We start from the raw sequence: 20088 nt of genomic DNA on the forward strand, positions 1-20088 counted from the left end.
GTCCCGCTCATCCGCTAAAACCTGTCATTTACCGCAATTACCTCCCCACCCGGAACAAGTTGTTTATCTGCCGGTCGAAGGGCCGATACCCTGGAGGAAAGGTCGGAATGAAGATATCCGATGGATTTGACGCTCGTCGCTTGCGCCCCAAGGGCCCGAGCAACTGGCGTCTGCGCCTGGGCGTGGCATTTGCCGCGTTGCTCGCGCTGTGTGGCCTACTGCTTGCGTTGGCCGGTGGTGCCGGCCTGTTGGGCCACTCGCCCGCGCTGGGCGAACTCAATGCCAGCCCGGGCGGCGGCGGCGTGCTGCTGGGCAGCGGGTTGTTGATCCTGTGGCTGGGTATCTGGCTGTGGCGCCGCTGCCGACGTCGCATGCGCCAGCCACTGGCGCTGAACATTGCCTCGCACCTGATGAAAAAACACGACTGAGGGAACACTGATAGCGTTTTGTCCCGCATCGACCGCCTCGATTTGGGTAAACTGCCCGCCCTTCGCGGAGGCTGACATGCAAGACGACGATTTTTCCCTGTTCAAGAACGAGCTGCGCGGCGTCAAGCCGATCAAGCACGACCGCGCCGACACCGGCAAACCGAAGACCGACCGCGCGCAGATCGCCAAGCTGCGCCAGGCGGCCACGGTGCGTACGGATGCCACCACGGTGGACGGTCTGTCGGACCAGTTCGTGATTGATGTCGGCCCCGAAGACGAGCTGATGTGGTCCCGCGACGGGGTCCAGGAAAGCCAGGTACGCAAGCTCAAGGCCGGGCAGATCCCCTTCGAGGGCAGCCTCGACCTGCACGGCATGACCGTGGAAAAAGCCCGGGAAACCCTCTGGGCGTTCCTGGCCGAAGCCACCCAGTTTGAAATCCGCTGCGTGCGCGTGACCCACGGCAAGGCCGTGCGCCTGGACGGCAAGCGCCCGATGATCAAGAGCCACGTCAACACCTGGCTGCGCCAGCATGCCCAAGTGCTCGGGTTCACCTCCTGCCAACCGCGCCATGGCGGTGCCGGTGCGGTGTATGTGATGCTCAAGCGCACGATGCTCGAAGGGCGTGACGAGTAACCCACAGCGCACGCGTGCCAACAACACCGCGCCCAGGGCCCGCCCCGCCGCTATTCAGCCAGTTTCGCATTCTCGCGTTCTTTCTCGGCATACCGCGCGCGCGCGTCCACTATCGCCGGCTGATACTTCAAGGCCCACGCATGCAGCGCTCCCAGGGGCACGACCAGTTCGTGCCCAAGGTCTGTCAGTTCGTACTCGACCCTCGGCGGAATAGTCGGGAACATCGTGCGCTTCACGATCCCGTCTTGTTCCAGCCGCTTGAGGGTAAGCGTGAGCATACGCTGCGAAATCCCCTCGACGGTACGCTGGATCTGGTTGTAGCGCACCGGCCCGCGTGACAGCGCCCCAACGACCAGTACGGTCCACTTGTCGCCGATTCGCGTCAGTACCTGCGCAATCAATAGACAACCTTGATAGTTATGCGCCGTCTCGGATACGCGAACAGAAATGTTCGTTTCGCTCAAAAAAGTGCCTTCTTGTGTGGATGTGGGTGAGACCTACAATAACCCAGCCCACCAAACAAAGTGTTTACAAGCATCGCACGCACCTCCCCGACCTGAGTATTTGCGGTGCCCCTTCCCTCAGTCGCCAGACTCTGGAACCCCTCAACAGGAGATTTTCCGTATGCCCAAAACATCCTCCATGCTGGCTATCTCGGCAACGACCCTAATCGTACTCGCGCTGTCGGCCTGCAGCGGGCAAGGCCGGACGCCAGACGCGTCCGCCGCCAATCAGGAACTGCAGCGCTACAAGGCCCAAGAGCAAACCGAGCAAGCCAACCTGGTGAATTTTGCCGATCTCGACCTGCGCGTCTACAGCGGCCAGAAATGGGACGAGGTCTCCAAATCCCACGCCGACAACATCATCGTGCACTGGCCCGACGGGCGTCAGACCGTCGGTATCGATCCCCATATCGCAGATATGAAAGGGCTGTTCGCCTTTGCGCCCGACACCCGGATCCGCACCCAGAGCAACAAGATCGCCCAGGGCAACCTGACTTCGGTGACCGGCGTCATGGAAGGTACCTTCACCCGCCCGCTGCGCCTGCCCGATGGCCGCACGATCGCGCCGACCCACAAACCGTTCAAGTATTCGATGGTGACCGTGGCGCGCTGGGAAAACGGCAAGATGGCCGAAGAATGGCTGATGTGGGATAACGCGGAGTTCCTGCGTCAGATCGGTGTCAACCCGGCGGACCTCGCCCCACGCAAAGGCGCGGCCCAGCGTTAGGACGCAAGGCGGGAGCAGAGCGTGAGTATCCGGTAGGCCAGCGTGACCGACAAACACTTGCAGGCGGCTCTGGTAGAATTGCCGATCCGAAGCCGCCGGCAATACAACTGTCGGCACACGTACGCTACTATGTGCCCAATGGTAGGCATAAACCTCGGGTTCATCGCTAACGTGCAGACCCACTCCAGCAAACACTGGAGTGAACTCGGGAAGCTTGGACAAAGCCTGGATGGTACAAAATTGGTACAGGCAGAAACCGTACCGCTCTGAAACCCATACGGAATACAGCCCTGTGACATTGGAACAGAATTACACAGCGATCCTCGGCCAAATCGGCGAGGACGTCTCCCGCGAGGGCCTGCTCGACACGCCAAAACGTGCCGCCAAGGCCATGCAGTACCTTTGCCGCGGCTACGAGCAGACACTGGACGAGGTCACCAACGGTGCCCTGTTCAGCTCCGACAACAGCGAAATGGTGCTGGTCAAGGACATCGAGTTGTACTCGCTGTGCGAACACCACCTGCTGCCGTTCATCGGCAAGGCCCATGTGGCCTATATCCCCAGCGGCAAGGTCCTGGGCCTGTCGAAGGTCGCGCGGATCGTCGATATGTATGCCCGTCGCCTGCAGATCCAGGAAAACCTCAGCCGCCAGGTCGCCGAGGCGGTCCAGCAGGTGACCGGTGCCCTGGGGGTTGCCGTGGTGATCGAGGCCAAGCACATGTGCATGATGATGCGCGGTGTGGAGAAACAGAATTCGTCGATGATCACCTCGGTGATGCTGGGTGAGTTCCGCGAAAACGCGGCCACCCGCAGCGAGTTTCTCAGCCTGATCAAGTAACCGGCTGCGTCAGAAAAAACCGGCATTCATCGCCGGTTTTTTTTCGCCTGTGGAAATCAGGTAAGCTGCGGCCCCTTCTGTCATGGGCAAGAGGTTTCAGCCATGTTCGTCAAAGCACTCCGAGTGGGCCTCGGCCACGTTATCATCGCGGGCGACTTCCTTACCCGCCCGCGTAAAAAGCAGCGCCCCGCCGAGCAACAGGCACAGGTCAATGAAGCGGCCAAGGGCCTGACCCTGTATCAATTCCACGCCTGCCCGTTCTGCGTGAAGACCCGCCGCACCCTGCACCGCCTGAATGTACCGGTGGCGCTCAAGGACGCGAAGAACAACGAGCAAGACCGCCAGGCCCTGCTTACCCAAGGCGGCAAGATCAAGGTGCCGTGCCTGCGTATCGAAGAAAATGGCCAGACCACCTGGATGTATGACTCCAAGGTGATCATCGATTACCTGGACAAGCGCTTCGCCGCGATCTGACCGAAAACGCAGTCCAAATGTGGGAGCGGGCCTGCTCCCACCTATCAGTCGAGCATCGGCACATGCCGGGGATGGCTGGCCACACGCTCAAGCCAGGCCTGTACGGCCGGATAAGGGCTCAGGTCAAAACCACCCTCATGGGCCACATGGGTGTAGGCATACAGCGCAATATCGGCAATCGAATACTGCTCGCCCACCAGGTACGGCGTGGCTTGCAGCTGTTTTTCCATGACCCGCAGCGCCTTGTAGCCGCCTTTATGGGTGGTTTTGTATTCCTCCAGCCGATCCTCCGGCAGCCCCAGGTAAAACTGGATAAACCGCGCCACCGCAATGTACGGCTCGTGGCTGTACTGTTCAAAAAACTGCCATTGCAACACCTGCGTGCGCAGGCGCGGTTCGCTGGGCAGGAATTGGCTGCCGTCGGCGAGGAAGTTGAGGATCGCATTGGATTCCCACAGGCAGGTGCCGTCTTCGAGCTCCAGGACCGGGATCTTGCCGTTGGGGTTCTTCGCCAGGAACTCGGCGGTCTGGGTGTCGCCGTTCAAGATGTCGATATTCACCCACTCATACGCAATGCCGAGCAGGTTGAGCATCAACTTGACCTTGTAGCAGTTGCCCGAGCGGTAATCGCCATAAACCTTGTACATGAAGCTCCCCTTATGCCGCTTGCGCGCTGTGTTTGACGGATCAGCGGACATGAACGCCACGTCCTGCTCCAGCGCTTGTGCCAATAAAGTGCGGGTGTCCAGGGGCTGTTTCAAGGTCAGCCAGAAGAATAATCCACCCTGGGGCACTTGCCAGTCGGCCAGTTCCCGCCAGTGCCGCGTCGTGCACGCGGGAACCCGTCGCGCCGCTCACGGCAAAACGCTGGCAGTGAACAAGGCCCTGACCCTGCCTTGAAATTGGCCTTTCATCTTTTTTGCACACATAATCACAAACATTATTTGCTTTCTTTGTATACAAAAGCATAATTCGCTTCGTGCGAGTTCCTGACCTATTGGTCAACAAAGCCCGCTGGTACCTCAAAGCGCCGCTGCCCCACTTATGTGTCCGGCGCTGGAAATAACAATAAAACTCTTGAGGAGTACTTGCTGTGGAAAGCCATAAATCCGACGCCCCGACCCTGGACCTCAGTCCGCCGCATCTTGCGCCCACAAAGCAGGGTTGGCTGGAACGCCTGTTCAAACTCAGCCTGCATGGCACCACAGTGAAGACCGAATTGATCGCCGGCCTCACCACGTTTATCACCATGGCCTACATCATTTTCGTCAACCCCAACATCATGGCCGACGCCGGCATCGACCACGGCGCCGCCTTTGTCGCCACCTGTATCGCCGCGGCCCTCGGTTGCCTGTTGATGGGCCTGTACGCCAACTGGCCGGTTGGCCTGGCGCCGGGCATGGGCTTGAATGCGTTTTTTACCTACACCGTGGTCGGCACCATGGGCTACACCTGGGAGACCGCGCTGGGTGCGGTGTTTATTTCCGGCGTGCTGTTTATGATCCTGACGCTGTCGCGTATCCGCGAATGGCTGCTCAACAGCATCCCGGTGAGCCTGCGCCACGCCATGGGCGCGGGGGTGGGGCTGTTCCTGGGGGTGATCGGCCTGAAAACCGCCGGCATCATCGTGGCCAGCCCCGCCACCCTGATCAAGCTCGGCTCCCTGCATGAACCGGCGCCGCTGCTGGCGGCCGTGTGCTTCCTGCTGATCGCGGTGCTCAGCTATCACCGGGTGTTCGGCGCGATCCTGCTCAGCATTATTGCCGTCACCCTGGCCGGCTGGGGCCTGGGCCTGGTGCATTACCAGGGCATCGTGGCCGCCCCGCCGAGCCTGGCGCCGACCTGGATGGCGATGGACGTGATGGGCGTGTTCAACGTCAGCATGATCAGCGTGGTGTTCGCCTTCCTGTTTGTGCATATGTTCGACACCGCCGGCACCTTGATGGGCGTCGCCCAGCGCGCCGGCCTGGTGAAGGCCGATGGCAAGATCGAAAACCTCTCGCGGGCCTTGAAAGCCGACAGTGCCTCCAGCGTGTTTGGCGCGGTGGTCGGTGTGCCGCCGGTCACCAGTTATGTGGAAAGCGCCGCTGGCGTGGCCGCCGGTGGGCGCACCGGGCTGACGGCCGTGACCGTAGGTGTGCTGTTTGTGGCGGCGATGTTTTTCGCCCCGCTGGCCGGCATGATCCCGGCGTATGCCACGGCCGGCGCGTTGATTTATGTGGCAATGCTGATGATGAGCGGCATGGCCCATATCGAGTGGGACGACGCCACCGACAGCATTCCGGCGATTGTCACGGCAATCATGATGCCCCTGACTTTCTCGGTCGCCGACGGCATCGCCCTGGGCTTTATCACCTATGTGGCGCTCAAGGCCGGCACGGGCAAGTATCAGCAGATTTCCATCAGCTTGTGGGTGCTGTGCGCGATTTTCATCGCCAAGTTTGTGTTCCTGTAACGCGCAAGCTGGCGAAAACCGCCTCACCCTTGGGTGGGGCTTTTGCATGTATGGAGGAATGTAATGAGCGTGGAAACCTGGCTGCTGTTCAGCGGCGCTGCCTTGATCGTGATCCTGATTCCGGGGCCGCTGTCGCTGCTGATGATCAGCAACAGCCTGAACTACGGCCTGCGCCGTTCGTACCCGGCGTTCCTGGGCGGGGTGTTTGCCTCGATCTGCCTGTTGAGCGCCTCGGCCCTGGGCCTGGGCGCGCTGTTGCTGGCGTCGGAGCAGTTGTTCAGCGCCTTGAAGATCGTCGGCGCGCTGTACCTGTTCTACCTCGCCTGGCAGAGCTGGCAACAATCGCGCCTGCCGTCCCAGGGCGCCGTGGTGCCGGACGCTGCGCCCGTGCCGCGCTTTCGTGCACTGTTTGGCCGGGCGTTTGTACTGGGCGCCAGCAACCCCAAGGACATTCTGTTTTTCGCCGCCTTCCTGCCGCAGTTTCTCAGCAGCCAGCAACCGTTCCTGCCACAACTGCTGATCATGATCGCCACCTGGACCGTGCTGGACCTGCTGTGCAAGCTGGCCTACGGCCTGGGTGCCCACGGCGCCGCGCGCTACCTGCGTACCGGCAAGGGCCAGAGCTGGTTCAACCGCTTCAGTGCCGGGCTGTTTGGCAGCGCCGGGGCGGCATCGCTGCTCAAGGGCTAACACACAGCTCCCACATTTGATCATTGGCCTGCAACACACCTTTTCCCCAGGCAAAAAAAAGCCCGCAGTGTGAGCGGGCGAAACCAACGAAGAGCATTTGGGGGTGTGAAGCCAGGTGACGACTCAGCTACCGCGATAGGTGGAGTAGCTGTAGGGCGAAATCAGCAGGGGCACATGGTAGTGATCCTGTTCGCCGCTGATGCCAAAACGCAGCACCACCACATCGAGAAACGCCGGCTCGGGCAAGTGCACGCCCCGGGCGCGGTAGTAATCCCCGGCACTGAACTGCAACTGGTAGACGCCACTGCGGTAGTCATCGCCTTGCAACAGCGGTGCGTCGCAACGGCCATCGCTGTTGGTCAGGGCGCTGGCGACCAGTTCCAGCTGCGTGCCTTCGACACGATACAGTTCAACCTTGATGGTGCAGCCTGGGCAGCCGTGCGCGGCGTCCAGTACGTGTGTGGTCAGTCGTCCCATGGATCGGAGCTCCCGTGTCATCGATTAAGTAAGAGGCCGCACCTTGGCGGGGCATGGAAAATGCCGGCGATGGCTGATTAAGACATTTTTCAAAAAAATTGTACACAATAAATTCAACAAACACCCCCTGCCCCTGTAGGAGCCGGCTTGTCGGCAATGACGGTGTCTCTGCGCGCAATGCGGTTATAGGAAGATCGCTATCGCAGGCAAGCCAGCTCCCACACTAAAGCACTGCCGCAGTTTTTTGAGATTTAGTTGACCAGTCGGGCAAGTTTCTTGCAGGGATAGGCCGATGCAACCGTCTGGAAAAAATGCAGAAATACAGGCTTACAAAGTGACCATTAAGTTGTATACAATCAGCCCATCGCTGTGACGCAACGGCCGCCACACCATCGATCACGAACAAGAAGGAAGACTGCAGTGAGCGCTGACTACCCACGCGACCTGATCGGTTACGGCAGTAACCCTGTGCACCCACACTGGCCAGGCAAGGCGCGTATCGCCCTGTCGTTCGTACTCAATTACGAAGAAGGCGGTGAGCGCAATATCCTGCACGGCGACAAAGAGTCTGAAGCCTTCCTTTCGGAAATGGTCTCGGCCCAGCCGCTGCAAGGCGCACGCAATATGAGCATGGAGTCGCTGTATGAATACGGCAGCCGTGCCGGCGTGTGGCGCATCCTCAAGCTGTTCAAGGCCTTCGACATTCCGCTGACCATCTTCGCCGTGGCCATGGCCGCCCAGCGCCACCCCGACGTAATCCGTGCGATGGTCGCCGCCGGCCACGAGATCTGCAGCCACGGCTACCGCTGGATCGACTACCAATACATGGACGAGGCCCAGGAGCGCGAGCATATGCTCGAAGCCATCCGCATCCTCACCGAGCTGACCGGCGAACGCCCGCTGGGCTGGTACACCGGGCGCACCGGCCCCAACACCCGGCGACTGGTGATGGAGGAAGGTGGCTTCCTGTATGACTGCGACACCTACGACGACGACCTGCCCTACTGGGAACCGAACAACCCCACCGGCAAGCCGCACCTGGTGATCCCCTACACCCTGGACACCAACGATATGCGCTTCACCCAGGTCCAGGGTTTCAACAAGGGCGACGACTTTTTCCAGTACCTCAAGGACGCCTTCGATGTGCTGTATGCCGAAGGGGCCGAGGCGCCGAAGATGCTGTCCATCGGCCTGCATTGCCGCCTGATCGGCCGCCCGGCGCGCCTGGCGGCCCTCAAGCGCTTTATCGAATACGCCAAGGGCCATGACCAGGTGTGGTTCGCCCGCCGCGTCGATATTGCCCGCCACTGGCACGACGTCCACCCTTTCCAGGGAGCCGCCAAATGACAGCTTTCCAGACCTTGAAACCGTCGGCCCTGAGCCGCGACGCATTCGTCGCCGCCTTTGCCGATATCTACGAACACTCGCCATGGGTGGCCGAAAAGGCCTTCGACCTGGGCCAGGACGCCTCGATCGACGAGATCGAAACCCTGCACCAGCGCATGAGCGATATCCTGTTGAGCGCCGATCACACCAGGCAACTGGCCCTGATCAACGCTCACCCGGACCTGGCAGGCCGTGCGGCCGTCCAGGGCCAACTGACCGAAGCCAGCACGAACGAACAAGCTGGCGCCGGTATTCACCAATGCACGGCCGAAGAGTTCTCACGCTTCACCGAGCTGAACGACGCCTACAAGGCCAAGTTCAAGTTTCCCTTCATCATGGCGGTAAAAGGCAGCAACCGGCATCAGATCCTCAAAGCGTTTGAAACGCGCATCCACAACCCGGTCGAGACCGAGTTCAAGTGCGCGCTGGCAGAGATCAACAAGATCGCGTTGTTCCGTTTATTGACCCTCTAGACACCATCCCCAGCCACTCTATCTAAGGCAGACAAGAAGAATGAAAGCGCAACCCGTACCTTTCGAGAAGTTCGTCAACCTGGCCGACGCCCGCCTGGGCACCAAGATCATCTCGGTGACCGATGACTGGTTCGCCGACGCCAACCGACTGTTCCAGCCGACCCCGGCCGTATGGAAGGAGGGCGTTTTCGATGATAACGGCAAGTGGATGGACGGCTGGGAGTCACGCCGCAAGCGCTTCGAGGGCTTCGACAGCGCGGTGATCCGCCTGGGCGTACCGGGCTCGATCAAGGGCGTGGACATCGACACTTCATTCTTCACCGGCAACTTCCCGCCATCGGCGTCCCTGGAAGGCTGTTTCCTGGCGGCGGGCGAGCCCGATGACAACACCCAGTGGGTGCAAGTGCTGTCTGCCGTAGAGTTGCAGGGCAACAGCCATCACTTGCACGAGGTCAACAACGACCAGGCGTTCAGCCACCTGCGCTTCAACATCTACCCGGATGGTGGCGTGGCCCGTCTGCGGGTGTACGGCATTCCGTTCCGCGACTGGTCGGCCGTGGGCGACAACGAACAAGTGGACCTGGCCTCCTCCCTCAATGGCGGGCGGGCCCTGGCGTGCTCCGACGAACACTTCGGGCGCATGGGCAACATCCTCAACCCGGGCCGTGGCATCAACATGGGCGACGGCTGGGAAACCGCGCGCCGTCGCACCCCAGGCAATGACTGGGTGATCGTCGCGCTGGGGCATGCCGGCGAGGTCGACAAAGTGGTGGTCGACACCCTGCACTTCAAGGGTAACTACCCGGACACTTGCTCGATCCAGGCCGCGTTCGTCAAGGGCGGCACCGACAGCCAGATCGAGACCCAGTCGCTGTTCTGGCGTGAATTGCTGCCAGCACAGAAGCTGGAAATGCACGCCGAACACACCTTTGCCGAGCAGATCAAGGCATTGGGCCCGATCACCCACATCCGCCTGAACGTGTTCCCGGATGGGGGCGTGAGCCGCCTGCGGGTGTTCGGCAAGGTCGCCAAGTAACCCCCGATGATCGTTCCCACGCTCCGCGTGGGAATGCATCCCGTGACGCTATGCGTCACAAACAACGGACGCAGAGCGTCCAGGGCAGCGTTCCCACGCAGAGCGTGGGAACGATCCAGAATTCGGATAAGAAGACAGCCATGCGCACACTGATGATCGAACCCTTGACCAAAGAAGCCTTCGCCCCTTTCGGAGACGTTATCGAAACCGACGGCAGCGATCACTTCATGATCAACAACGGCTCGACCATGCGCTTTCATAAACTGGCGACGGTCGAGACCGCCACGCCAGAAGACCACGCCATCATCAGCATCTTCCGCGCCGACGCGCAGGACATGCCGCTGACCGTGTGCATGCTGGAACGACACCCGCTGGGCAGCCAGGCCTTTATCCCGCTGCTCGGCAACCCCTTTCTGATCGTGGTCGCGCCCATTGGCGATGCACCTGTATCAGGCTTGGTCCGCGCCTTCGTCACCAACGGCAGGCAGGGCATCAATTACCATCGCGGCGTCTGGCACCACCCGGTGCTGACGATCGAAAAGCGGGATGACTTCCTGGTGGTTGATCGCAGTGGCACAGGCAATAACTGCGATGAGCATTTTTTCAAAGAGGATGAGCGGTTGATCCTCGCCCCCCACCAATAAGAGAAGGTCCGATCACCCGACAACAAGGGTGACGGGCGAGAGGTAAAGACTGTGGAAGCACATCTGTTGGAATGGCTGAACCTGAGCGTGCGCTGGGTTCATATGATCACTGGCGTGGCCTGGATCGGTGCGTCTTTCTATTTTGTATGGCTGGAAAACAACCTTAACCGCGTCAACCCCAAAAGCGGCCTGGCTGGCGATTTATGGGCGATCCACGGTGGCGGCATCTACCACCTGGAAAAATACAAACTGGCCCCGCCGACCATGCCGGACAACCTGCACTGGTTCAAATGGGAAGCCTATTTCACCTGGATGTCAGGCGTCGCGCTGCTGTGCGTGGTGTTCTACCTCAACCCGACGCTGTACCTGCTGGCCCCCGACAGCAGCCTCAGTGGCACCGAAGGCGTATTGCTGGGCATTGGCTCACTGTTCGCCGGCTGGTTCATCTACTCCTTTCTCTGCGACTCGGCCCTGGGCAAACGCCCTGCCCTGCTCGGTTTTATCCTGTTCGTCCTGTTGATCGGCGCGGCCTATGGCTTCAGCAAGGTGTTCAGCGGGCGCGGTGCGTACCTGCATGTGGGGGCGATCATCGGCACCATCATGGTCGGTAACGTGTTCCGCATCATCATGCCGGCCCAGCGCGCGCTGGTGGCGGCGATCGCGGAAAACCGCACGCCAGACCCGGCACTGCCGGCCAAGGGCTTGCTGCGTTCGCGGCACAACAACTACTTCACCCTGCCCGTGCTGTTCATCATGATCAGCAATCACTTCCCGAGCACCTACGGCAGCCAGTACAACTGGTTGATCCTGGCCGGGATCGCCGTGGCGGCAGTGTTGGTGCGCCACTACTTCAACACCCGTCATGACAGCCAGAAATACGCCTGGACCCTGCCGGTCGGCGCCCTGGCGATGATCTGCCTGGCCTATGTCACCGGGCCGAAACCCATGGCCACAGCACCGGACGTGGCCAAGGCGCCAGCGGCCATCGAGTACCAGCCCTTGCCGGAAACGGCGCTGGGTGGCGGCCTCAAGCCAGCAGCCCCCGCCGCGCCAGCACCGGCGGCCGAAGCGGCGCCGGCCCAGGCCTCGACGGACTTCGGCAAAGTCCACAGCGTGATTGAACAACGTTGCACCGTGTGCCATTCGGCCAAGCCCACCAGCCCGCTGTTCAGCACCGCGCCGGCCGGGGTGATGTTCGATACCCCGGCGCAGATCCAGCAACAGGCGGCGCGCATCCAGGCGCAGGCGGTGGCCAGCCAGATCATGCCACTGGGCAACATTACCCAGATGACCCAGCAGGAGCGGGAATTGATTGGTAGTTGGATCAATCAGGGGGCCCGTACCAACTAACAGGCTAAAACGGCTCAAAATGTGGGAGCGGGCTTGCTCGCGATAGCAGTGTTTCATTCAACACATCCGGTGACTGAACCACCGCTATCGCGAGCAAGCCCGCTCCCACAGGGGGCCGATAGTGCTTTGAACATTGGGTTTCACCTGGCAGTTGACTGCCAAACAACACAAAAATAAAAAGATCCGAGGTGTTGCATGTCCCAGCTAGAAACGCAGATTCCTGCCGCGCCCGCCATGGTGCGGCTGCCCCTTTTGCAACTGATCCTGGTGGGCCTGCAACATGTACTGCTGATGTACGGCGGCGCGGTGGCCGTGCCGCTGATCATCGGGCAAGCCGCAGGCTTGAGCCGTGAAGAAATCGCCTTTTTGATCAACGCCGACCTACTGGTGGCGGGGATCGCCACCATGGTCCAGTCCTTTGGTATCGGCCCGCTGGGCATCCGCATGCCAGTGATGATGGGCGCCAGTTTTGCCGCCGTCGGCAGCATGGTCGCCATGGCGGGCATGCCGGGTATCGGCCTGCAAGGGATCTTTGGCGCGACCATCGCCGCCGGGTTCTTTGGCATGCTCATCGCGCCATTTATGTCCAAGGTGGTGCGCTTCTTCCCACCGTTGGTGACCGGGACCGTGATCACGGCCATCGGTCTTTCGTTGTTTCCCGTAGCGGTGAATTGGGCGGGCGGTGGCGCCACGGCCGTGCAGTTCGGCTCGCCGATCTACCTGGCCATCGCCGGCCTGGTGCTGGCCACCATCTTGTTGATCAACCGTTTTATGCGCGGCTTCTGGGTCAATATCTCGGTCCTGATCGGCATGGCCCTGGGCTACGCCTTGTGCGGATTGCTCGGCATGGTCGACCTCGGCGGCCTGGAGCAGGCACCGTGGGTGCAAGTGGTCACGCCGTTGCACTTCGGCATGCCCACGTTCGAGTTGGCGCCCATCCTGTCGATGTGCCTGGTGGTGGTGATTATCTTTGTCGAATCCACCGGCATGTTCCTCGCGCTGGGCAAGATCACTGGCCAGGACGTCACCCCGAAGATGCTGCGGCGCGGCCTGTTGTGCGATGCCGGGGCGTCGTTCTTCGCGGGGTTCTTCAACACCTTCACCCACTCCTCTTTCGCCCAGAACATCGGCCTGGTGCAGATGACCGGTGTGCGCTGCCGTTCGGTGACGATCATGGCCGGGGCCTTTTTGATTGTCCTCAGCCTGCTGCCCAAGGCGGCGTTTTTGGTGGCTTCGATTCCGCCGGCGGTGCTGGGCGGTGCGGCTATCGCGATGTTCGGCATGGTGGCCGCGACCGGGATCAAGATCCTGCAGGAAGCCGACATCGCCGACCGCCGCAACCAACTGCTGGTGGCGGTCAGCATCGGCATGGGCCTGATCCCGGTGGTCCGCCCGGAGTTCTTCGCCCAGTTGCCGCTGTGGATGAGCCCGATTACCCACAGCGGCATCGCCATGGCCACGCTTAGTGCGCTGTCGCTGAACGTGTTGTTCAACATCCTGGGCGGTTCAGAACGCCCTGCCGTCGCCCATACGCATTGATTCCTTCGTTACAACAACAATAACAACGAACAGGGAACATCAGCATGCACGCCATTCACCCGGGGCCGGCCACACGCCGTGCCCCGTTCTTGCCCCTCGCGCTCTTTTACAGCGCACTTGAGCACCGGCTCTGGAGCCAGTATTCTCCGCGCCCGCTCGAATCGACTCAAAAAAAAACAGCGAATGTAAAAGCTGACTTAAAGGCCAACTTATCCCGGCCTGATGTCGGCTGCCAAAGTGCGCAAAAGTCCTCTGAATCCGACTGCATCCCATGTAGCCGGCGGGGATTTTTTGGCTTTTCAAACACTTTGGCGCAGCTCTTGCTAAAAGCATCAAAGCTGACCGAACAGACGATTTTTGCAGCGAACCAAAAGGCGCCACACCAGAGCGCCTGCGTAGAAGAAAGACCATAAAACCTTAACTCGGGAGCAACCGAATGAAACGTACCGTGAACAGCCTGATGTTGGCCGGATCCCTGTTGGCCGGAGGCCAGGCGATGGCGGGTGACCTGCTGCAATGGCAGAACAACAGCCTGACTTACTTGTGGGGCAAGAACTTCACCGTCAACCCACAGATCCAGCAAACCGTCACCTTTGAACATGCCGATGCCTGGAAGTACGGCGACAACTTCTTCTTCTTCGACCGAATCTTTTACAACGGCAAGGAAGACGGCAACGCCGGCCCCAATACTTACTACGGCGAGTTCAGCCCACGGCTATCGTTTGGCAAGATCTTCGATAAAGACTTGTCGTTCGGCCCGATCAAAGATGTCTTGCTGGCGTTCACCTACGAGTTCGGCGAAGGCGACAATGAGTCCTACCTGCTAGGCCCGGGCATCGACCTGAACATCCCCGGCTTCGATTACTTCCAGTTGAACTTCTATCAGCGTCAGACCGAAGGCAATCGCCCCGGCGACGGCGTGTGGCAGATCACCCCGGTATGGTCGTACACCATTCCCGTGGGCAACTCCGACGTGCTGATCGACGGCTTTATGGATTGGGTGGTGGATAACGACAAGAACGCCCGTGGCACTTACCACGCCAACCTGCACTTCAACCCGCAGGTCAAATATGACCTGGGCAAGGCCATGAGCTGGGGCGCCAAGCAGTTGTATGTCGGTTTTGAATACGACTACTGGAAGAACAAGTACGGGATCCAGGACAGCGGCGCGTTCGAGACCAACCAGGACACGGCCAGCCTGTTGGTCAAGTACCACTTCTAAAGGCCGAACACGCCCCCCGCTGTGGGAGCGGGCTTGTGTGGGAGCGGGCTTGCCCGCGATAGCGGTGGGTCAGCCAGCCTAAGTGTTGACTGATTTATCGCCATCGCGGGCAAGCCCGCTCCCACACAAGCCCACTCCCGCATTCAGTTCGGGGGCAGGCCCAGGAACCGCTGCAACTCCTCGCGCTTGGCCAACGCATCCCGCCGCCCCAACTCAATCAATTCACTGCAATACCCCGCCTCGAACAACAGATAGCTGAGCACCCCCGCCCCGCTGGTCTTGGTCGCCCCTGGCCCACGCAAAAACAGACGCAACGCCGCCGGCAGTTCCTGGCGATGGCGGGCGGCGATTTCGTCGATGGGCTGGCTCGGCGCAATCACTAGCACTTCGACCGGCGCAAGCCCGCGTGCGGCGCTGTCGGCCGGTTGCAGATGGGCGAACTGGTTGAGGCGCTCCAGCAGCTCGATATCACTCTCCAGGCTGTCAATGAACGTGCTGTTGAGCATATGCCCGCCGATCTGCGCCAGGGTCGGTTCCTGACCGGTATAGATGCGTTGCAGCGGCTCGCCGGGGTCAACGGAGCGCGGGTTGCCACTGACGCCCACCACCAGCACCCGGTTGGCCCCCAGGTGCAAGGCCGGGCTGATAGGTGCCGATTGCCGGACGGCGCCATCGCCAAAGTATTCCTGATCGAGCTTGACCGGCGCGAACAGCAAAGGAATCGCCGAGCTGGCCAGCAGATGCTCCACCGTCAACTGCGTGGGCAGGCCAATGCGTCGGTGGCGCAGCCAGGCGTCGATGGTGCCGCCACCCTGGTAGAAGGTCACCGCCTGCCCCGACTCATAGCCGAACGCCGTTACGGCGACGGCATGCAGGTGTTTATGGCCGATGGCCTCGTTGATGCCGTCGAAGTGCAGCTTCTCTTGCAGCAACGCCCGCAGCGGCGAGCTGTCGAGCAGCGCCACCGGCACCGGCGAGCCCAGGCCCAGCAGGCTGCGAGTCAGGAAACGGCTGGCCTGGCGAATCACCCCTGGCCAGTCGCTGCGTAGCACCAGGTGGCTGCGAAAGCCCTGCCAGAACGCAGTCAGGCGCGCAATGGCAGCGCCAAAATCCATGGCGCCGCTGGCCAGGCTCACCGCGTTGATCGCCCCGGCGGAGGTGCCGACAATCACCGGGAAGGGGTTGGCAGCCCCCGGCGGCAACAATTCGGCAATCGCGGCCAGCACCCCCACCTGATACGCCGCACGCGCCCCGCCGCCGGAAAGAATCAAGCCTGTGACCGGTTCAGTTGGGCGCATTGCATAACTCCATGGGTGGGGGACAATCCGTTTGTTCAGCGGCGTTTTTCGTACAGCTTGGGTTCGCCCGGTGGCCGGCTCTTGAACCGGCGATGGGCCCACAGGTATTGCTCGGGGCACTCGCGCACCGCAATTTCCACCCATTGGTTGATGCGCAGGCAATCGGCTTCGTCGGATTCACCGGGGAAGTCGCGCAACGGCGGATGGATCACCATGCGGTAGCCGCTGCCATCGGCCAGGCGCTGCTGGGTAAAGGGCACCACCAACGCCTTGCCCAGGCGCGCGAACTTGCTGGTGGCGGTGACAGTCGCCGCCTGGATGCCGAACAACGGCACGAAAATGCTCTGTTTGGCGCCATAGTCCTGGTCCGGGGCGTACCAGATCGCCCGGCCGGCGCGCAGCAGCTTGAGCATGCCGCGCACGTCTTCACGCTCTACCGCCAGGGAATCGAGGTTGTGGCGCTCGCGGCCACGGCGCTGGATAAAGTCGAACAACGGGTTGCCGTGCTCACGGTACATGCCGTCGATGGTGTGCTTCTGGCCCAGCAAGGCCGCGCCAATCTCCAGGGTGGTGAAATGCAGGGCCATGAGGATCACGCCCTTGCCTTCCAGTTGCGCCTGCTTGAGGTGCTCCAGCCCTTCGACATGGGCCAGGCGTGCCAGGCGCTGTTTGGACCACCACCAGCTCATGGCCATCTCGAAAAAGGCAATGCCAGTGGAGGCAAAGTTTTCCTTGAGCAAATGTTTACGCGCTTGCGCGGACATCTGCGGGAAACACAGTTCCAGGTTTCGCGCGGCAATGCGTCGACGTTCACCGGCCACCCGGTACATAAACGCACCCAGCACACGACCTATTCCCAGCAATGCCCGGTATGGCAACTGAGTGATCAGCCACAGCAGGCCGAGCCCCAGCCACAGCAGCCAGAAACGCGGGTGAAAAAATACAGCTCGAAAACGCGGGCGATCCATTACAGATTCCGGTAAAGACAGGGCCGCGCATTCTACAACGGTTCGACCCGGCTTGCGGCTAGCGGTTGTTCTCGTTATAAGTCTCGACACTTTTCGTGACAAGCCGCTTTGCCGACCATGAGCCAAACCGAATCGCTAGACCAAGATCCCGTCTTCCAGCTCAAGGGCAGCATGCTCGCCATTACTGTGCTGGAACTGGCCCGTAACGACCTTGATGCCCTGGACCGCCAGCTCGCCGCCAAGGTCGCCCTGGCCCCGAACTTCTTCAACAACGCGCCGCTGGTGCTGGCCCTGGATAAATTGCCGGCCGGCCAGGGCGCGGTTGACCTGCCCGGGCTGATGCGCGTTTGCCGCCAGCATGGCCTGCGCACCCTGGCCATTCGCGCCAGCCGTATCGAAGACATCGCGGCAGCCATCGCCATTGAACTGCCAGTATTGCCACCGTCCGGCGCCCGTGAGCGTGTGCTCGACCCGGTGGAAGGCGAAGTGAAGAAAAAACCGGAAAAACCGCCAGAGCCGACGATCAAGCCTACAAGGATCATCACCTCTCCCGTACGCGGCGGGCAGCAGATCTATGCCCAGGGCGGCGACCTGGTGGTGGTCGCGCCGGTCAGTCCCGGCGCGGAACTTCTCGCCGATGGCAACATCCATGTATACGGCCCAATGCGCGGTCGGGCACTGGCTGGGGTCAAGGGCGATACCAAGGCACGGATTTTCTGCCAGCAATTGAGCGCTGAGCTGGTGTCCATCGCCGGGCAGTACAAGGTTTCGGAAGATTTGCGCCGTGATCCGCTGTGGGGGGCCGGGGTACAAGTCAGCCTGTCGGGCGATGTGTTGAACATCATCCGTCTTTAACGGATACTGCCGCATTTTCCAAGCATCTCTGGACTCTAATAGCACAGCGAAACCGGCAAGACTTGCGTAGGAACAATTGAAAGTTGGCGTTTCCCCTACAGGAAGCACATCTTTTTCCTACGAAGGCTGTCCGCCTGCAGCGAGTTTCAAGAGATGTTTTTCAGGGACTGAGAGGTCCTTTTTCCTTAGGGGTGAAACACCTTGGCCAAGATTCTCGTGGTTACATCCGGCAAGGGTGGTGTGGGTAAGACCACCACCAGCGCCGCTATCGGTACCGGCCTCGCTCTGCGCGGCCACAAGACAGTCATCGTCGACTTCGACGTCGGTTTGCGTAACCTCGACCTGATCATGGGCTGCGAACGCCGCGTGGTGTACGACTTCGTCAACGTGGTCAACGGCGAAGCCAACCTGCAACAGGCCCTGATCAAGGACAAGCGCCTTGAGAACCTGTATGTACTGGCCGCCAGCCAGACCCGCGACAAAGACGCGCTGACCAAGGAAGGCGTGGAAAAAGTCCTGATGGAACTCAAGGAAACCTTTGAGTACGTGGTCTGCGACTCCCCGGCAGGTATCGAGACCGGTGCTCACCTGGCGATGTACTTCGCCGATGAAGCCATCGTCGTGACCAACCCGGAAGTGTCCTCGGTACGTGACTCGGACCGCATGCTGGGCCTGCTGGCCAGCAAATCCCGGCGCGCCGAGAAGGGCGAAGACCCGATCAAGGAACACCTGCTGCTGACCCGCTACAACCCTGACCGTGTCAGCAAGGGCGAAATGCTCGGCGTTGAAGACGTCAAAGAGATCCTGGCCGTGGCCCTGCTGGGCGTGATCCCGGAATCCCAGGCGGTGCTGAAGGCATCCAACCAGGGCGTACCGGTCATCCTCGACGACCAGAGCGACGCCGGCCAGGCGTATAGCGATGCCGTCGATCGCTTGTTGGGAAAAACCGTGGAGCACCGCTTCCTCGATGTAGCGAAGAAGGGATTCTTCGAGCGCCTGTTTGGAGGCAATTAAACAATGAAATTTCTCGACTTCTTTCGCGCCAACAAAAAGCCAAGCACCGCATCGGTAGCGAAAGAGCGTCTACAGATCATCGTGGCGCACGAACGCGGCCAACGCAGCACCCCGGACTACCTGCCAGCCTTGCAGAAGGAACTGGTGGAGGTGATCCGCAAGTACGTCAATATCGGCAACGATGACGTGCATGTCGCCCTGGAAAACGACGGCAGCTGCTCGATTCTGGAACTCAATATCACCTTGCCTGATCGTTGATCGAACAGGCGGTCGCCACGGCGGCTCCGTCACCTTGATCCCCCTTGGGGAACCGGGTGGCCGAGCCGCCGTTGGCGTTTGTTACGAGGCTGTTTAATGCCGTTGTCCACTATCCATATCCTTCACCAGGATGCCGCTGTCCTGGTGGTGAACAAGCCTACCCTGCTGCTGTCGGTGCCCGGTCGGGCCGACGACAACAAGGACTGCCTGATCACCCGCCTGCAGGAAAACGGTTACCCAGAGGCCCGCATCGTCCATCGCTTGGACTGGGAAACGTCGGGGATCATCCTGCTGGCCAGGGATGCCGATACCCATCGCGAACTGTCCCGCCAGTTTCACGACCGCGAAACCGAAAAAGCCTACACCGCCTTATGCTGGGGCCAACCGGAGCTGGACAGCGGCAGCATCGACCTGCCGCTGCGCTATGACCCGCCGACCAAGCCGCGGCATGTGGTGGACCATGAATTCGGCAAGCATGCCCTGACCTTCTGGAAAGTCCTGGAACGTTGCGGGGATTGGTGCCGGGTCGAGCTGACGCCGATTACCGGACGCTCGCACCAACTGCGGGTGCATATGCTGTCCATCGGCCACCCGCTGCTCGGTGATGGCCTGTATGCCCACGAACAGGCCCTGGCCGCCTGGCCACGCCTGTGCCTGCACGCGAGCATGTTGAGCTTTACCCACCCGCAAAGCGGCGAGCGCCTGCGCTTCGAGTGCCCTGCCCCTTTTTGAAGTGGCAACCCGATCCAATGTGGGAGCTGGCTTGCCTGCGATAGCGGTGTGTCAATGAAATATCCTGACCTGACACACCGCTATCGC

General features: G+C 60.9%; 24 protein-coding genes. 19 read left to right on the plus strand and 5 right to left on the minus strand.

Going from position 1 to position 20088, the window contains the following annotated elements:
- Positions 1–107: 107 nt before the first annotated feature.
- Positions 108–428, plus strand: a complete 321-nt coding sequence (locus AC07W7_RS20200) for a hypothetical protein (protein ID WP_169898479.1) — start codon at positions 108–110, stop codon at positions 426–428.
- 76 nt (positions 429–504) lie between these two features.
- On the plus strand, positions 505–1062 hold the full coding sequence (locus AC07W7_RS20205) for a Smr/MutS family protein (protein WP_099168716.1): 558 nt from the start codon (positions 505–507) through the stop codon (positions 1060–1062).
- A gap of 50 nt (positions 1063–1112) precedes the next feature.
- Here the strand turns inward: AC07W7_RS20205 and AC07W7_RS20210 are convergent, their stop codons facing one another.
- Positions 1113–1526 (minus strand): winged helix-turn-helix transcriptional regulator, encoded by a 414-nt coding sequence (locus AC07W7_RS20210; protein ID WP_169901144.1) that lies wholly within the window; start codon positions 1524–1526, stop codon positions 1113–1115.
- Between the two features lie 160 nt (positions 1527–1686).
- Between AC07W7_RS20210 and AC07W7_RS20215 the strand changes: the two genes are divergently transcribed.
- The 3 genes from AC07W7_RS20215 (at position 1687) to AC07W7_RS20225 (ending at position 3604) form a co-directional block, all read left to right on the plus strand.
- Positions 1687–2292, plus strand: a complete 606-nt coding sequence (locus AC07W7_RS20215) for an ester cyclase (protein ID WP_495039999.1) — start codon at positions 1687–1689, stop codon at positions 2290–2292.
- Between the two features lie 292 nt (positions 2293–2584).
- The gene (gene folE / locus AC07W7_RS20220) at positions 2585–3130 is read left to right on the plus strand and encodes a GTP cyclohydrolase I FolE (RefSeq protein ID WP_218927881.1); all 546 of its coding nucleotides are present in this window, start codon (positions 2585–2587) and stop codon (positions 3128–3130) included.
- Between the two features lie 102 nt (positions 3131–3232).
- Positions 3233–3604 (plus strand): glutathione S-transferase N-terminal domain-containing protein, encoded by a 372-nt coding sequence (locus tag AC07W7_RS20225; RefSeq protein WP_065942382.1) that lies wholly within the window; start codon positions 3233–3235, stop codon positions 3602–3604.
- Between the two features lie 44 nt (positions 3605–3648).
- On the opposite strand, the gene AC07W7_RS20230 is transcribed toward AC07W7_RS20225, so the two are convergent.
- The gene (locus AC07W7_RS20230) at positions 3649–4251 is read right to left on the minus strand and encodes a glutathione S-transferase family protein (protein ID WP_495040000.1); all 603 of its coding nucleotides are present in this window, start codon (positions 4249–4251) and stop codon (positions 3649–3651) included.
- Positions 4252–4697: 446 nt separating this feature from the next.
- Here AC07W7_RS20230 and AC07W7_RS20235 point away from each other — a divergent pair, with 446 nt between their 5' ends.
- Both AC07W7_RS20235 and AC07W7_RS20240 read left to right on the plus strand, forming a co-directional pair.
- Positions 4698–6059 carry an NCS2 family permease gene (locus tag AC07W7_RS20235; RefSeq protein ID WP_099168721.1) on the plus strand — a complete coding sequence of 454 codons (1362 nt, stop codon included), beginning with the start codon at positions 4698–4700 and terminating at the stop codon, positions 6057–6059.
- A 63-nt stretch (positions 6060–6122) separates the two neighbouring features.
- Positions 6123–6749, plus strand: a complete 627-nt coding sequence (locus AC07W7_RS20240) for a LysE family translocator (protein ID WP_099168722.1) — start codon at positions 6123–6125, stop codon at positions 6747–6749.
- A 123-nt stretch (positions 6750–6872) separates the two neighbouring features.
- Here AC07W7_RS20240 and uraH read toward each other — a convergent pair whose 3' ends face one another.
- Positions 6873–7226, minus strand: a complete 354-nt coding sequence (gene uraH / locus AC07W7_RS20245; protein ID WP_495040001.1) for a hydroxyisourate hydrolase — start codon at positions 7224–7226, stop codon at positions 6873–6875.
- 420 nt (positions 7227–7646) lie between these two features.
- Here uraH and puuE point away from each other — a divergent pair, with 420 nt between their 5' ends.
- The 8 genes from puuE (at position 7647) to AC07W7_RS20285 (ending at position 14876) form a co-directional block, all read left to right on the plus strand.
- On the plus strand, positions 7647–8573 hold the full coding sequence (puuE, locus tag AC07W7_RS20250; RefSeq protein WP_197882677.1) for an allantoinase PuuE: 927 nt from the start codon (positions 7647–7649) through the stop codon (positions 8571–8573).
- Positions 8570–9085 (plus strand): 2-oxo-4-hydroxy-4-carboxy-5-ureidoimidazoline decarboxylase, encoded by a 516-nt coding sequence (gene uraD, locus AC07W7_RS20255; RefSeq protein ID WP_495040002.1) that lies wholly within the window; start codon positions 8570–8572, stop codon positions 9083–9085. The genes puuE and uraD overlap by 4 nt, the downstream gene beginning before the upstream one ends.
- A gap of 40 nt (positions 9086–9125) precedes the next feature.
- Positions 9126–10121 carry an allantoicase gene (gene alc, locus AC07W7_RS20260; RefSeq protein ID WP_169864602.1) on the plus strand — a complete coding sequence of 332 codons (996 nt, stop codon included), beginning with the start codon at positions 9126–9128 and terminating at the stop codon, positions 10119–10121.
- A 140-nt stretch (positions 10122–10261) separates the two neighbouring features.
- Positions 10262–10765, plus strand: a complete 504-nt coding sequence (locus AC07W7_RS20265; RefSeq protein ID WP_057440701.1) for an ureidoglycolate lyase — start codon at positions 10262–10264, stop codon at positions 10763–10765.
- Positions 10766–10816: 51 nt separating this feature from the next.
- The gene (locus AC07W7_RS20270) at positions 10817–12115 is read left to right on the plus strand and encodes a urate hydroxylase PuuD (RefSeq protein WP_495040003.1); all 1299 of its coding nucleotides are present in this window, start codon (positions 10817–10819) and stop codon (positions 12113–12115) included.
- A gap of 195 nt (positions 12116–12310) precedes the next feature.
- The gene (locus AC07W7_RS20275; protein WP_169864604.1) at positions 12311–13654 is read left to right on the plus strand and encodes a nucleobase:cation symporter-2 family protein; all 1344 of its coding nucleotides are present in this window, start codon (positions 12311–12313) and stop codon (positions 13652–13654) included.
- Positions 13655–13698: 44 nt separating this feature from the next.
- Positions 13699–14067 carry a hypothetical protein gene (locus AC07W7_RS20280; protein ID WP_197882667.1) on the plus strand — a complete coding sequence of 123 codons (369 nt, stop codon included), beginning with the start codon at positions 13699–13701 and terminating at the stop codon, positions 14065–14067.
- 23 nt (positions 14068–14090) lie between these two features.
- Positions 14091–14876, plus strand: a complete 786-nt coding sequence (locus tag AC07W7_RS20285) for an outer membrane protein OmpK (protein ID WP_099168731.1) — start codon at positions 14091–14093, stop codon at positions 14874–14876.
- A gap of 143 nt (positions 14877–15019) precedes the next feature.
- Here the strand turns inward: AC07W7_RS20285 and AC07W7_RS20290 are convergent, their stop codons facing one another.
- Together AC07W7_RS20290 and AC07W7_RS20295 are read right to left on the minus strand one after the other, a co-directional pair.
- Positions 15020–16174 (minus strand): patatin-like phospholipase family protein, encoded by a 1155-nt coding sequence (locus AC07W7_RS20290; protein ID WP_099168732.1) that lies wholly within the window; start codon positions 16172–16174, stop codon positions 15020–15022.
- 35 nt (positions 16175–16209) lie between these two features.
- Positions 16210–17142, minus strand: a complete 933-nt coding sequence (locus AC07W7_RS20295) for a lipid A biosynthesis lauroyl acyltransferase (RefSeq protein WP_099168733.1) — start codon at positions 17140–17142, stop codon at positions 16210–16212.
- A gap of 117 nt (positions 17143–17259) precedes the next feature.
- Between AC07W7_RS20295 and minC the strand changes: the two genes are divergently transcribed.
- From minC to AC07W7_RS20315, 4 genes are all read left to right on the plus strand, one after another.
- Entirely contained in the window at positions 17260–17997 is a 738-nt protein-coding gene (minC, locus tag AC07W7_RS20300) for a septum site-determining protein MinC (protein WP_038447253.1), read from the plus strand.
- 201 nt (positions 17998–18198) lie between these two features.
- Complete coding sequence (gene minD, locus AC07W7_RS20305; protein WP_057440689.1) at positions 18199–19011, plus strand: septum site-determining protein MinD; 813 nt, start codon at positions 18199–18201, stop codon at positions 19009–19011.
- A 3-nt stretch (positions 19012–19014) separates the two neighbouring features.
- Positions 19015–19269, plus strand: coding sequence for a cell division topological specificity factor MinE (gene minE / locus AC07W7_RS20310; protein ID WP_003175252.1), 255 nt, complete (start codon positions 19015–19017; stop codon positions 19267–19269).
- Positions 19270–19365: 96 nt separating this feature from the next.
- A complete protein-coding gene (locus tag AC07W7_RS20315; RefSeq protein WP_169864613.1) occupies positions 19366–20001 on the plus strand; it encodes an RluA family pseudouridine synthase in 636 nt (211 codons plus the stop codon).
- The last annotated feature ends 87 nt before the right edge of the window (positions 20002–20088 follow it).

The organism is Pseudomonas sp. GW821-FHT01D09 (genome assembly GCF_059422465.1).